Here is a 13,086-nt window from a genome sequence, read left to right as displayed (position 1 = left end):
TATAAGATTTTGATAATTTTTGTAAATTATAATATAATACTTAAGTCCATTAATGCGGTGGAGGAATATATGAAAATAGGTATTAGTGATATTAGGATTTTTTTACCTTTAAATTATTTAGACTTTTCTATTCTTTTAAAAAATTCTTTATATTCTTCTAATGAAGTTTTTTTTAAAAAAATTAAGAGAGCAATAGATGCAACTTTGCAAAAAGGTTTTAGGTTTACCAGTCCCAATGAAGATAGTGTAACCATGGCAAGTTCGGCTGTTAAGCTTATTTTTGATAATAATAATCTTGATTTAAGCAAAATTAGAATGCTTTTAGGTGGAACTGAGACTGGTGTTGATCATTCAAAAGCAATTTCTTCTTATGTTTTTGGAGCTTTAAAACAGTCCGGTATTTGTTTGGGAAATAATTTTCTAACTTTCCAAGTTCAGCATGCGTGTGCCGGGGCTGCTATGTCTTTGCACGGCGTAGCAAGTGTTTTAAGCCATTCTAATAATTCTGAATACGGAATAGTTTTTTCTTCAGATATTGCGCATTATAGCAATCTTACTACGGCCGAGATTACTCAAGGAGCCGGTGCAACTGCAATTCTGGTTGAAAAAAATCCAAAGTTGCTTTCTATCAATTTATCTGAATTTGGAGTTTACACCGATGATGTTGATGATTTTTTCAGACCTTTTGGAAGTATTGAAGCTAAGGTTAAGGGGCGATATTCAGTTGAATGTTACAATAATGCAAACGAAAATGCTTTAAAAGATTTTGCTGCCAAGAAGCAACTTAGTATGAAAGATTTATTTTCTAACTATAGATTTGTTTTACATGTTCCTTTTGCTAAGATGCCAATAGATTCAATGCATTATATTTTAAAGAAATATTATAGTGATGACGAATCTGATAGAAATGCTTATTTAGAATCAATTGATTTTTATGATGGCGTTGAAGCTGCTATGGAAGTGGGGAATTTATATGCCGGTTCAATTTTTCTGTCTTTAGCATTTTATTTAAAAAGAGTATTTTCCAAAAAAGATATTTCTGGAGAAAAAATATTGTTTTGTTCTTATGGATCTGGCAATATTATGGTTATTTATGAATTTACTATTGAAAAAGGTGCTTTCGACGTTGTTAAATTATGGGATCTTGATTGGCTTTTAAAAAATAGAAATAATGCAAGTTTTGAAGAATATAAAGATTTTTTTCAAAACAAAATAGTTCCCGGTGAATCTAGAGGATTTTATTTAAAAGAATTAAGAAATGATGGATACCGAGTTTATGGGTATCGAGCCTAATATAATTGAAAATAAAAAAAAACATATTGAGATTTGTTTAAATAAAAATGATGTTAAAAGTGGATGCAATTTTTTAAAGTTTATTAAGCTAAAACATAACGCTCTTAGCGATTTTAATTTTTCTGAGATAAGCATAAAAGAAGAAATATTTGGATACAATATTAGCATGCCTGTTTTTATTTCTTCCATGACAGGAGGCGGCAAAGAAGGAAATGATTTTAATAAATCTTTAGTTAAAATTGCAAATTATTTAAAAATTCCGATCGGCTTAGGTTCTTTTAAACTTTTGTTTAAGTATCCCGAACATGTAAAAGACTTTACTCTTAAAAAATATGCTTGTAATATTCCTTTGTTTGCTAATGTTGGTGCTGTTCAGATTGTTGAATTTGGTATTCATAAGGTATCTGAAATGATCAAGAGATTGGAAGTTGATGCAATTATTGTTCATCTTAATGCAGGGCAGGAATTGATGAATGTTGATGGAGATAGAAATTTTAAAGGCATAAAAGAGTCAATAGCCAAGTTGTCTGATTTCCTAAGTGTTCCACTGATTGTCAAAGAGACAGGTTTTGGAATTTCACCAAACGATGTTAAGGAATTGTTTAAGCTTGGTGTTTCTTATATTGATCTTGCAGGAAGTGGCGGAACCAATTGGGTTCTAGTAGAAGGCATTAAAGGTGATAATCTAAATATTGCATCTTGTTTTTCTGATTGGGGTATTCCTTCGATTTTTACTTTGCTTAGTATTGACGATTCTCTGAAGACCAATATTTTTGCATCTGGTGGATATGAGACTGGCATGGATATTGTCAAAGGCATAGCTCTTGGGGCTAGGCTTATAGGCGTTGCAGCGGTTGTTCTTAGAGCTTTTTATGATTTAGGGGAAGATGCTGTATTTAGTCTTTTTTCTGATTATGAGCATGTTTTGAAAATGTCTATGTTTTTAAGTGGGAGTAAAAGTTTATCAGAACTTAGGAATAATAAATATTTTTTGAGCAGCTATTTGCTTGATGAGCTTGGAGCTTTTAAGCAGTTTTATGGAACTTAGTAAAAATTTTAGACATAAAAGTATTTTAGAAAAAAGACAAGAGATAAAAAGTTTTCTAGGATTATCTTTTAAAGATTTTTTTTATGATAATGCCAATGAAGATTTTCTTGTTAATATGATAGAAAATTATATTGGATATTTATCTTTTCCTATTGGAATTGTAAAAAATTTGAAAATAAACGGTAAATATTATTCTCTACCTATTGCAATAGAAGAATCTTCTGTTGTTGCTGCCTTAAATTTTGCTGCAAAAATTCTTGAAAATGCTAATTTGAAGTATTCTTTGGGTGAAGTGTTTGGAATTTCTCAAATTTATGTAAAAACGGGAAAAGATTTAAGTAAAAATTTCGTTGATCTTGGTGATAAAATTAAAGCTTGGATTGAACCCCTTTTAGTGAATATGAATCAAAGAGGGGGTGGATTTAGAGGATTATCAACCAGCTATATTAAAGAGCTTGGTATTCAAAAATTGAATCTTTATTTGGATACTTGTGATGCTATGGGGGCTAATTTACTAAATTCAATTGCAGAGCGTGTAGCAGAATATATTTTTTTAGAATTTGGATATGAGTGTGTTTTAAAGGTTTTAAGCAATGACATTAGTGAATTCACAGCCAAAGCCCGTTTTGTTTTAGATTTTAATCATTTGTCATCGAATAGAGAGGATTCTTGGGATTTGGCTAAAAAAATTGAACTTATTTCTAGCATAGGTTTTTACGAAGAGGAACGAGCTGTTACTAATAATAAAGGTATTATGAATGGAATTACAGGGGTGTGTCTTGCGACTTTTAATGATACTAGGGCGCTTGAGGCCTCTGTTCATAAATTTGCTTCAAAAAGTGGCAAATATCTTCCCCTTAGCAAATTTTATACTATTGATAATGCTTTGGTTGGAGAAATTGAAATTCCTTTGCAAGTTGGAACTAAAGGCGGGGTTATGTCCTTTAACGAGGCTTCAATTTTAAGTTTTAAAATTATGAATGTAAGTAGTAAGAGTGAATTTATTGGCATTCTTTCTTGTGTTGGGCTAGCTAGTAATTTTGCTGCATTAAGAGCTCTTGCATTTGATGGAATTCAAAAGGGTCATATGAGGTTGCATGTTAATAAAATACTTTATCTTTTGAAAACAAAATATAATATTTCTGATTTAGAGAAAGACAAATTATTATTAGAAATGGAAAAAATGGATATTTATTCTTTTGATTTTGCTTTTAAAATTTTAAAGAAAATAAGGTTAGAGAATGAAAGTAAAGTGCAAAGTTAATCCAAGTTTAGCTTTAATTAAGTATTGGGGCAAGAAGGATGTTTTTTTAAACATTCCGGCAACTTCTAGCCTTGCTGTTAGTATTGATAAATTTTATTCAATAAGTGAACTTGAACTTTCGGATCGAGATGAAATAATTTTAAATTCAAGGCCAGTTACATTGCAAAGTAGAGAGAAGATATTTTTTGATTATGCAAGAAAAATTCTTTGTGAACCAAATGTTAGATTTAAAATTAAAAGTGAAAACAATTTTCCAACAGCAGCAGGTCTTGCAAGTTCAAGCTCAGGTTTTGCATCTATTGCTGCTTGTATTTTAAAATATTTTAATAAATATTCCTTTAATAGTGCATCTAATCTTGCAAGAGTGGGATCAGCTTCCGCAGCAAGAGCTGTTTATGGGGGGTTTACCATTTTGAAAGAAGGCTCAAAAGAATCTTTTCAATTAAGAGATCAGTATTATTTTAATGATTTGCGTATAATATTTGCAATCATTGATAGTAATGAAAAAGAATTGTCTTCAAGAGTTGCAATGAATATTTGTAAACACAATAAATTTTATTATGATGCTTGGATTGCTTCTAGTAAAAAGATTTTTAAAGATGCTTTATATTTTTTTTTAAAAAAAGATTTTATACGTTTTGGAGAAAATATTGTAAAAAGTTATCAGAATATGTTTGCTTTAATGTTTGCATCTTCTATTTTTTATTTTAAAAATAGTACAATAGATTTAATTAAATACGCTGCTAATTTGAGAAATGAGGGAATTTTTGTATTTGAGACAATGGATGCGGGTCCCCAAGTAAAGTTTCTTTGTTTGGAGAAAAATTTAAATACTATTTTAAAAGGACTTAAGCAAAATTTTACTGGTATTAATTTTATTGTTTCAAAGGTTGGGTGTAATTTAGAATGGATTTGATTAATTTTTCTGTGCCTGGAAATTTGCTTCTAATGGGGGAGTATGCTATTTTAGAGGAAAAAGGATTGGGGTTGGCAATTGCTATTAACAAGAGAGCATTTTTTTCTTTTAAAAAGAGTGATTCTTGGCGTTTCTTTAGCAAAAATAAAGAAATAGACGATTTTTTTTTAATAGAAGATAAAAATGATTTTGTTTTTAAAATGTTTGCTTACTTGAATCAAAATTGTTTTTTTAATCTAGAGAGATTTGCGTATGATGTTTATATTGATACAAGTAATTTTTTCTTTAATGATGGAACTAAAAAGGGATTTGGCTCAAGCGCTGTTGTTGCTATTGGTATAGTTTGTGGGCTTTTTTTAATTTATAATGCTACTAATATTTTCGATAAAGGTGAAATTTTTAAATATTGTTTGGAAGCTTACCGGCATTCTCAAGGGGGAATAGGTAGTGGATATGATATTGCTACTAGTATTTTTGGAGGTGTTATTGAATTTGAAGGTGGTTTTGCTCCCAAATGCAGACAGCTAGATTTTATAGAGTTTAATGATTTTTATTTGCTGCGGGGTTTGCAATCAGTTAAAACCACCGCTTCTATTTATGAGTACAATAAACATAGAGATTCTATTTTAGATTTTATATGGAAATACAATTCGGAGATAAAAAAACTTGTTTCAAGTGTTAATAGCTCTAAGTCTTCATTGATTTCTAGTTTAAAAATAGCTAAAGAATTAGGATTGGCAATTGGAGAGGCAATAGGAGTTTCTGCGGCTTTGCCTCCAAGTTTTGAACACCTTCAAGATCAATGTGATTTGATTAAAGCTTTGGGTGCCGGAAATGAAACTTTTTTAGTTTACAGACCCAATATTAAAGCTTTTAATTTGTCAAAAATTATTCCAATTGTTTTAGAGCGAGAAAGTATTAAGTTTGAAAGCAATAAATGTTAAGAATAATAAAGCCCGCTAAAATATTATTCTTTGGTGAGCATAGTGCTGTTTATGGGTTCCCAGTCATTGGAGCTACAGTTCCAATTTATATGCAAGTAGTTTACAGTGTGTCTAAAAATTGGAAATATTTAGGAAAGGCTAATACGAAATTAAATAACCTGATAAGCTTTATTGTTTCAAATTATGGTAAAGTTAATCCAATTGAGTTTAGTATAATTTCTAAAATTCCTATTGGAGTTGGCCTTGGTTCTTCTGCTAGTCTTAGTTTGTGTTTTTCAGAATATATTACAAATCATTTTGAATATAGGGATTGTAATAAAATTTTGTTGGCAAATCAAATTGAAAACATTTTTCATGGAAAATCTTCTGGAATGGATATTAGGCTGATTGATTTTGGTGGAACTTTTTATTTAGAGAAAAAAGAAGATGTTTTAAATTCAATAAAATTAAAAAATTCTGGTTTTTATTTTTTAATAGGAGCGATAAAAAGAGATTTTACGACTAAAGAAATAATTTTTAATTTAAAAAAACAATTATTATCCAATTCTGATTTATTTGTTTTTATTGAAAAGCTGGGTCTTGTTGTAAATAATGCTTGTGTTTCTTTCCAGAATAAAGATGTATATTCTTTAGCCAACGAGATGAATGTTGCACATTATTGTTTAAAGCGTTTGGGATTATACAATGATACTCTTGATTGGGTAATAAGTACCGGAATTAAGCTAGGTGCTCTTTCTGGCAAGTTAAGTGGTTCTGGTAAAGGGGGGGCATTTATTTTTCTTTTTGAAAATTGGGAAAAAGCTAATAAGGTCCAAAAAGAACTAAATAATATCCTTGAAAATTCCAATGTAAACTTGACTTTAGGGTTAAAAGTTCTTAAAGTTTAGGTTGTTTTTGGGCCCAGAGAGATTCGAACTCCCGACATCCTGCTTGTAAGGCAGGCGCTCTGACCAACTGAGCTATGAGCCCTTTTAACTAATAAGTAGTATACATTATAAGCTTTAATAGTGTCAATTCTTCTCTTTTCTTTTTCCAAAAAGAACCACAAATATATTTATATTGTTATTTGTTTTTAATCTATAGCCACCCATTTTATCCGTATCTGTATTAATAAGAGCTTCTTTATGTCCTGGGCTATTAAGCCATGCATTAACTACGCTTTCAAGTTCAATTCCTGATGCTAGTATTTCTCTTGTTAAATTAAAAGATTTATCGTATTTGTGTATTCTTTGCATTGGGGTTGTGCCAAAAAGAGTATGCGTTAGGGTTCTATTTTCACCTAGTGTGATAGCATATTCTTTTGCAACTTTTTCAAGAGTGTTATCTATTTCTAGGTGGTTTAGATTCAAATTTTTCCTCAATTTAGCAATTTCTGAATATAGGATTTTCATATCTTCTTTTGTATCTATTGGGTGTATTGTATCTATTTGATGTATTGTACCTAAATTGCATGCTTGAGACAAAAACAGTGCAAAAATCAAAATCAATTTTTTCATTAAAGTATCCTTTATATATATTATATTTTTAAAATTATAATTATATATCATTATGTATTATAATAATTATACTAGGGAGATAATTATGGAAAAGTATTTGAGTTATATAAAAAAGGATGATTCAGAAAAAATACACTTAAAATTACAAGAACTGTTGGCAAGTTTGCATATTTTTTATTCCAATTTAAGAGGTATTCATTGGAATATAAAAGATACTAATTTTTTTGTTATTCACAAAAAAACCCAAGAGCTTTATGAATATATTGAAAAGATTATTGATATTGTTGCGGAACGCTCAAGAATGCTTGGATATGATTCTGAATTTAGATATTCTGAATTTATGAAAAAATCTTTTCTTAAGGAGCTTGATGAAGGATCGACTTCTAATTTTTTACTTTCAATGCAGAGCATTGTTTTAAGTCTTACTGAGATTTTGAAAAATATTTTTGAAATGAGAAAATTGATTGATACCGCCTGTGATTATGGTACTGCTAATATTGTGGACGACATCATAAGCGATCTTGAAAAGTATTTATGGATGCATAAGGCATTGCTTGAAAATTGTAATTGTGTTTGTCATGATGGGCACAAATGTTGCAATCGCGATGTAAAATAACAAATTTATTAAAAGTAATAAGTTTTATTAAAAGGTTTAATTTGTATTAATGACTAGTTTATCCACATTAAGGTTGTAGTTGTTGGTGATTTTATGAGTATTAGAAATATTGGAATTATGGCTCATATTGATGCTGGCAAAACTACTACCACAGAAAGAATTATTTATTATACTGGCAAAAGTCATAAAATGGGAGATGTTGATTCTGGAAATACCATTACTGATTGGATGCCTCAAGAGCAAGAAAGAGGAATTACTATTAGCTCAGCTGCTATTACTTGCTATTGGAAGGATTGCCAAATAAATATTATTGATACTCCAGGGCATGTCGATTTCACGGCAGAAGTTGAAAGATCTCTTCGAGTTCTTGATGGAGGTGTTGTTATTTTTAGTGCTGTTGATGGAGTTCAGGCTCAAACAGAAACTGTTTGGAGACAAGCAGAAAAATATAAAATTCCAAGACTTGCTTATGTTAATAAGATGGATAGATTGGGCGCTAATTTTTTTAAAGTTGTAGAAGATATTGAGAGCAAGTTTAAAACTGTTCCTTTAGTTTTGCAAATTCCAATTGGAAATGAAAGCAATTTTGAAGGAGTAGTTGATATTGTTTTAAATAAAGAGATCCATTTTGCCATGGAAAAGGGAGCTCCAAGATTAACTTATAGCCAAGTCAGAGAGGAATTTGTTGAAAAAGTGGGTTTTTTTAAGAAAAAATTAATAGACACTCTTAGTCAATTTAGTGAAGAAATTACTCAATTGTTTCTTGAAGACAAAGAGATTAATTTAGACATTATTAAAAGTGAAATTAGAAGAGGTACTATTTCTAGGTTTATTATTCCTGTTTTAATGGGAACCAGTTTAAAAAATATTGGAATAGAACCTTTAATTGATTCGATTATAGATTATCTCCCAAGTCCTTTTGAAAAAAGTTTTTGTGCTTTTTCTTTAGATACAAATGAAAAAATTTTAGTCGATCCAAATGAAAATAAAAAATTATCAGCTATTGTTTTTAAAGTTCAGTATTCAAGTGTAATTGCCGCGCATCTTTATTTTGTTAGAGTTTATTCTGGTGAGATTAATTCTAATAAAAAAATTATCAATGCTTCAAATGGTAAGCGTGAAAAGTTTACAAAAATTTTTAGAGTTTTTTCAAATAAAAATGAACAAATAGATTTTGTGAAAACCGGTGATATTGGTGCTGTTTTGGGATTAAAGTTTTCTGTTACAGGAGATACTCTTATTGAAGAGAGCAACAATGTTTTACTTGAATCCGTTATGTTTCCAGAGCCAGTCGTTTTGATGTCTGTTGAACCTGAAAGATCATCGGATGAAGTTAGGCTAAGGGAAATTTTTGAAATAATATCCAGAGAAGATCCTACTTTTAGTTATTCTGATAGCAAAGAAACAGGCCAGTTGATTATATCTGGAATGGGCGAATTACATCTTGAGATTATTTTAACAAGAATTAAAGATGAATTTAATCTTAATGTTTATACAGGAAAACCCCAAGTAAGCTACAGAGAGAGTGCAGGTAAAATTGTAAAAGAAATTTTCGAATTTAATAATATCTTTGCTGGCAAAAATATTAATTTTAAAATTGGAATAATCATTAAACCTTTGTCACGGGGCGAAGGAAATAAAATCGATTTTGAATGTGATATTAACCCTGCAATTAAGTCTGCAATATTGAAAGGAATTACAAACACATTTGTAAGTGGTATTTTTGGATATCCTATTATTGATGTTAATGTTAGTGTTTTTTCTGTTGTTTGTGAAACTAGTAAGATTAGCGATAGTGTTTTTGAATCAATTTCAGGATTTGCTTTTCATAGTATTTTTCAAAAATCAGACCCTATTAGACTTGAACCAATAATGTTATTGGAAATTAGAACACCTATTGAGCATACAGGAGAAATTATTTCTACATTAAATGTTATAGGAGGTGTTGTTTATTCAGTTAACAATATTGGAGAGTATGATTTGATAAAATCAGAAGCAGCTTTTGAGAAACTTTTTGGGTATGCTTCTATTTTAAGAAGTTCTACTAAAGGTAGGGGTAGTTTTACTATGGAATTTTCATATTTTAAGGAAAAAGTAAATTAAGGTTATTAGCCTCAAGGGCGAAATAGCTTTTCCTGTGTTTATTATTTTTTAAATTTAATTAATTTTTATTGATGAGTTTTTGTAGCAATGATTTTACTCCTTTTTTGCTAAATTGTAAATTTTTAATAGTTTATGAATGTAATATTATGATGTAAAATAATTTTTAGCCCTATAAAGGCGTGTATGTTTTTGGAGGGTAAATATAGAATATTGTATTGGTTTTTTTGATATGATATTTTATAATATTTTTTTATTTTAAAAATAAAGGAGGTGTGTTATGCAAGGTGAAAATATGGTTTCAATTAGGGGTGGAAATAGAAGGAAAATTCTTCTTAGTTTGAAAAATATGCAATATTCAAGAACAGATTTAGCTCGTAAATTAACTTTAACAAATGCTGCAGTTACTATTTTAACTAATCAAATGATAAAAGAAAATCTTTTAATTGAGGTTGGCTCTAGAGTGTCTGATGTTAAAAAACATGGGCGAAAAGAAATACTTCTTGATATTAATAAAGATTATGCGTATTCAATGGGAGTTATTATTTCTAGCAATTATTTTCAAATAGGTATTGCTAATCTTAAATGCGAGGTTTTAATAAGTGAAACTCATTCTTTTGAACCCCCGGTTAGTGCTTATGATATTCTAGAAAAAATAAAAGATCATATGATAGAAATTATTTGGAAACACAATTTTTCAAGAGACAAGTTTATCGGCTTAGGTTTTAGTATCATAGGGTTAATAAAAGATAAAGAATCAGGTATTGTTAATGACAGTTATGGGGCATGGATTGAGAAAGATGTTCCTGTTAAGAGGATACTTGAGGAATATTTTTCACTTACGGTTTATCTTGAAAGTTATGTTAAGAATTTATCTCTTGCGGAGTTTATGGGTAAAAATGTAGATAATATTATGTTTTTTGACTATACGGATACTGCTGAGCTTTCGATTTGGTCGGGTGGCAATGTTTATCCTGGTTTTAGCAATAAATCGGGTATGGTTAGTCATATGATAATTGATTATGAAGGAGAAAAAAATTGTCCAACTTGTGGTAATAAGGGTTGCGTTAATATGCTAATATCCAATTTTGCTTTGCAGAGATTGATTTCAAAAGAGTTTATGAATGGTGAGATTCCTGAGCTTTATGAAAAGTATGAGGGCAGATTAAAAAAGGTTACAATATATGATATTTTTTCTCTTTATGAAAAATATGGTTTTATAAATAAAATTATGGAAGATACGGTTAAATATTTGGCAATAATTATTATTAATATTCAAAGAATGCTTGATTTTAATTATTTAGTACTTTATGGTCAAAGTTTTAAATTAAAAGCTTTTTTTGATTTGTTAAAAGAAGAAATTAAAAAGCGTAATAAGGAAAATATAATATTAAGGCTTAGCTCATTAGATACTGAAGTTTCTGTTGTTGGACCCGCTTCTAGTGTTATTTTTAATAAATTTTATTTGACAGGGGGAGATATTGATTAATATTGCCTTTTTTTGTATCTTATATTTGATAAGATTATTTTTGAGAATAAGGGTTATTTTTAATGCTTGAAAGTTTAGGGTCAAATTTTAAAAATTTTATAAACTATCTTTCTGGAAAATCTACAATAAATGATAAAAATATTGCAGAAGCTATTGAGATTATAAAAAATTCTTTAGTTGATGCTGATGTTAACTTAAGAGTTGTAAGACGTTTTCTAAATTCTGTAATTGAAGAATCCAAAGGAGTAAAAGTTTTAAGAGGTGTTGATCCCAAATCTCAGTTTATTAAAATTGTCAATGATAATCTTGTTAAATTTTTGGGAGGCAAAAGTTATGAGCTTAACTTACATCCTGTCAATAAACAATCTTATATTCTTATGCTTGGGCTTCAAGGATCTGGCAAGACAACAACATGTGCGAAGCTTTCTTTAAGGCTTAAAAAGGAAAATAGAAAGGTACTTCTTGTAGCTGCTGACACATTTAGAGCAGCGGCTGTAGAACAGTTGAAAATATTAGGCAGTCAAATAGGTGTTTCAGTATTTTCACTTGAAGGTGAAACAGATCCTATTAAAATTGTTAAAGCGTCTATGAAATTTGCTGAATCTGAGTTTTTTGATTCTGTGATAGTTGATACTAGAGGGCGGCTTGAGGTTGAATATTTATTGCTTGAAGAGATAAAAAAAATCAAGGAGATTTTAAGTCCTGCAGAAACCATTTTGGTTTTAGATTCTATGATGGGACAAGTTGCGGCAAATATCGCTAAAGAATTTAATGAGAATGTTGGACTTACTGGTGCAATATTCTCTAAGTTTGATTCAGATACCAGGGGAGGTGCTGTACTATCTTTTAAAAGTATTTGTGCAGTTCCTATTAAATTTATTGGGGTTGGAGAAAAAATTGAAGATCTTGATTCCTTTTATCCAGAAAGAATTGCTTCTAGAATTCTTGGCATGGGAGATGTCGTTAGTCTTGTAGAGAAAGTTCAAAGTGTTGTTGATAAAGAAGAGGCTATTAGGCTTGAAGAAAAAATTAATAAGGCCAGTTTTAATTTTGAAGATTATCTAAGCCAATTCAAACGCATGAAACAAGTAGGAGGGTTTACTAATTTTTTAAGTTTTTTACCGGGTGTTTCAAAGTCAATGTTGAATATGGATAATTTAAATGAAGAAAGCTTTAATAAAGAAGAGGCCATTATTCTTTCTATGACTAAAAAAGAAAGAATAAACCCAGTGATTTTGAACAATCCTTCAAGAAAAAAAAGAATAGCTTTAGGGAGTGGAACAACTGTTTTTGATGTTAATAAGCTCATAAAAAAGTTTAGCAAAACAACTTTGATTATGAAGAAAATGAAAAATAAAGATTTTCAGAATAAGATTGCATCCCTTTTGGGAAAATAAGGAGGAATAAATTTGAGCGTTAAGATAAGATTGAAGAGAATGGGAGCTAAAAAAAGACCTTATTATAGGATTGTAGTTATGGATTCTGCTTCTCCTAGAGATGGTAGAGCAATTGAAGAGCTTGGTTATTATCATCCTGTTGAAAAGCAAAATCAAATAAAAATTAAGGAAGATAGAATGAAAGATTGGATAAGCAAGGGAGCAATTTTAAGTGATACAGTGAAAATGCTTTTAAATAAAAACAGCTTGAATGCGAAAAGTCAGGAGGTTTAGATGAAAGAGTATGGAAATGAAATTGAGCTTATAGAGTTCATAGTAAAGTCTCTTGTAGACAAGCAAGATGAAGTTAAACTAAATGTAATTGAAGGAGAAAAATCAACTATTTTAGAATTAAGAGTTTCTCAAAGTGATGTAGGCAAAATAATCGGAAGACGAGGTCGTATTGCACGAGCTATTAGAACTTTGCTTGGAGCTTGTGCTGCTAAAACCAATAGGCGAGTGCAATTGGAAATTTTAGATTGAT

The 13,086-nt window shown here is 29.8% G+C and carries 13 protein-coding genes and 1 tRNA gene; 12 read left to right on the top strand and 2 right to left on the bottom strand.

Annotated features, from left to right (window positions below):
• The first annotated feature begins 69 nt into the window (after positions 1 to 69).
• From QIA41_RS00825 to mvk, 6 genes are read left to right on the top strand one after another with little or no spacing between them, the layout of a single operon-like run.
• On the top strand, positions 70 to 1,293 hold the full coding sequence (locus QIA41_RS00825; RefSeq protein ID WP_320292172.1) for a hydroxymethylglutaryl-CoA synthase: 1,224 nt from the start codon (positions 70 to 72) through the stop codon (positions 1,291 to 1,293).
• Positions 1,277 to 2,341, top strand: coding sequence for a type 2 isopentenyl-diphosphate Delta-isomerase (fni, locus tag QIA41_RS00820; protein WP_320292171.1), 1,065 nt, complete (start codon positions 1,277 to 1,279; stop codon positions 2,339 to 2,341). Before QIA41_RS00825 ends, fni begins: the two co-directional genes overlap by 17 nt.
• Positions 2,331 to 3,605 carry a hydroxymethylglutaryl-CoA reductase, degradative gene (locus QIA41_RS00815; protein ID WP_320292170.1) on the top strand — a complete coding sequence of 425 codons (1,275 nt, stop codon included), beginning with the start codon at positions 2,331 to 2,333 and terminating at the stop codon, positions 3,603 to 3,605. The genes fni and QIA41_RS00815 overlap by 11 nt, the downstream gene beginning before the upstream one ends.
• Positions 3,583 to 4,521, top strand: coding sequence for a diphosphomevalonate decarboxylase (mvaD, locus tag QIA41_RS00810; RefSeq protein WP_320292169.1), 939 nt, complete (start codon positions 3,583 to 3,585; stop codon positions 4,519 to 4,521). Before QIA41_RS00815 ends, mvaD begins: the two co-directional genes overlap by 23 nt.
• Positions 4,512 to 5,465, top strand: coding sequence for a GHMP family kinase ATP-binding protein (locus QIA41_RS00805; RefSeq protein WP_320292168.1), 954 nt, complete (start codon positions 4,512 to 4,514; stop codon positions 5,463 to 5,465). The genes mvaD and QIA41_RS00805 overlap by 10 nt, the downstream gene beginning before the upstream one ends.
• Complete coding sequence (mvk, locus tag QIA41_RS00800) at positions 5,459 to 6,352, top strand: mevalonate kinase (RefSeq protein WP_320292167.1); 894 nt, start codon at positions 5,459 to 5,461, stop codon at positions 6,350 to 6,352. Before QIA41_RS00805 ends, mvk begins: the two co-directional genes overlap by 7 nt.
• A gap of 8 nt (positions 6,353 to 6,360) precedes the next feature.
• Here mvk and QIA41_RS00795 read toward each other — a convergent pair.
• Both QIA41_RS00795 and QIA41_RS00790 read right to left on the bottom strand, forming a co-directional pair.
• A tRNA-Val gene (locus tag QIA41_RS00795) sits at positions 6,361 to 6,434 on the bottom strand.
• Between the two features lie 41 nt (positions 6,435 to 6,475).
• Complete coding sequence (locus tag QIA41_RS00790; protein ID WP_320292166.1) at positions 6,476 to 6,961, bottom strand: BB0689 family surface lipoprotein; 486 nt, start codon at positions 6,959 to 6,961, stop codon at positions 6,476 to 6,478.
• 85 nt (positions 6,962 to 7,046) lie between these two features.
• On the opposite strand from QIA41_RS00790, the gene QIA41_RS00785 reads away from it, so the two are divergent.
• The 6 genes from QIA41_RS00785 to QIA41_RS00760 all read left to right on the top strand — a co-directional run bounded on the left by QIA41_RS00785 (position 7,047) and on the right by QIA41_RS00760 (position 13,085).
• Positions 7,047 to 7,577, top strand: a complete 531-nt coding sequence (locus QIA41_RS00785; protein WP_320292165.1) for a Dps family protein — start codon at positions 7,047 to 7,049, stop codon at positions 7,575 to 7,577.
• A 93-nt stretch (positions 7,578 to 7,670) separates the two neighbouring features.
• Positions 7,671 to 9,680, top strand: coding sequence for an elongation factor G (gene fusA, locus QIA41_RS00780; protein WP_320292164.1), 2,010 nt, complete (start codon positions 7,671 to 7,673; stop codon positions 9,678 to 9,680).
• Between the two features lie 277 nt (positions 9,681 to 9,957).
• Entirely contained in the window at positions 9,958 to 11,166 is a 1,209-nt protein-coding gene (badR, locus tag QIA41_RS00775; protein ID WP_320292163.1) for a host adaptation transcriptional regulator BadR, read from the top strand.
• 62 nt (positions 11,167 to 11,228) lie between these two features.
• Positions 11,229 to 12,563: a signal recognition particle protein gene (gene ffh, locus QIA41_RS00770; RefSeq protein ID WP_320292162.1), complete on the top strand. Its 1,335-nt coding sequence runs from the start codon at positions 11,229 to 11,231 to the stop codon at positions 12,561 to 12,563.
• Between the two features lie 12 nt (positions 12,564 to 12,575).
• The gene (rpsP, locus tag QIA41_RS00765; RefSeq protein ID WP_320292161.1) at positions 12,576 to 12,836 is read left to right on the top strand and encodes a 30S ribosomal protein S16; all 261 of its coding nucleotides are present in this window, start codon (positions 12,576 to 12,578) and stop codon (positions 12,834 to 12,836) included.
• Positions 12,837 to 13,085, top strand: a complete 249-nt coding sequence (locus QIA41_RS00760; RefSeq protein WP_004791279.1) for a KH domain-containing protein — start codon at positions 12,837 to 12,839, stop codon at positions 13,083 to 13,085.
• Position 13,086 lies beyond the last annotated feature (1 nt).

The organism is Borreliella sinica (genome assembly GCF_033969665.2).
GTDB lineage: Bacteria > Spirochaetota > Spirochaetia > Borreliales > Borreliaceae > Borreliella > Borreliella sinica.
The sequence above is the reverse complement of the archived record's forward strand: the minus strand, read 5'-3'. Positions and strand labels throughout refer to the sequence as shown.

Coding starts and splice junctions, on each gene's coding strand:
- mvaD (WP_320292169.1), top strand. CDS start 3,583: ATGAAAGTAAAGTGCAAAGTTAATCCAAGTTTAGCTTTAATTAAGTAT.
- mvk (WP_320292167.1), top strand. CDS start 5,459: ATGTTAAGAATAATAAAGCCCGCTAAAATATTATTCTTTGGTGAGCAT.
- fni (WP_320292171.1), top strand. CDS start 1,277: ATGGGTATCGAGCCTAATATAATTGAAAATAAAAAAAAACATATTGAG.
- fusA (WP_320292164.1), top strand. CDS start 7,671: ATGAGTATTAGAAATATTGGAATTATGGCTCATATTGATGCTGGCAAA.
- badR (WP_320292163.1), top strand. CDS start 9,958: ATGCAAGGTGAAAATATGGTTTCAATTAGGGGTGGAAATAGAAGGAAA.
- ffh (WP_320292162.1), top strand. CDS start 11,229: ATGCTTGAAAGTTTAGGGTCAAATTTTAAAAATTTTATAAACTATCTT.
- QIA41_RS00760 (WP_004791279.1), top strand. CDS start 12,837: ATGAAAGAGTATGGAAATGAAATTGAGCTTATAGAGTTCATAGTAAAG.
- QIA41_RS00790 (WP_320292166.1), bottom strand. CDS start 6,961: ATGAAAAAATTGATTTTGATTTTTGCACTGTTTTTGTCTCAAGCATGC.
- QIA41_RS00805 (WP_320292168.1), top strand. CDS start 4,512: ATGGATTTGATTAATTTTTCTGTGCCTGGAAATTTGCTTCTAATGGGG.
- QIA41_RS00815 (WP_320292170.1), top strand. CDS start 2,331: ATGGAACTTAGTAAAAATTTTAGACATAAAAGTATTTTAGAAAAAAGA.
- QIA41_RS00785 (WP_320292165.1), top strand. CDS start 7,047: ATGGAAAAGTATTTGAGTTATATAAAAAAGGATGATTCAGAAAAAATA.
- QIA41_RS00825 (WP_320292172.1), top strand. CDS start 70: ATGAAAATAGGTATTAGTGATATTAGGATTTTTTTACCTTTAAATTAT.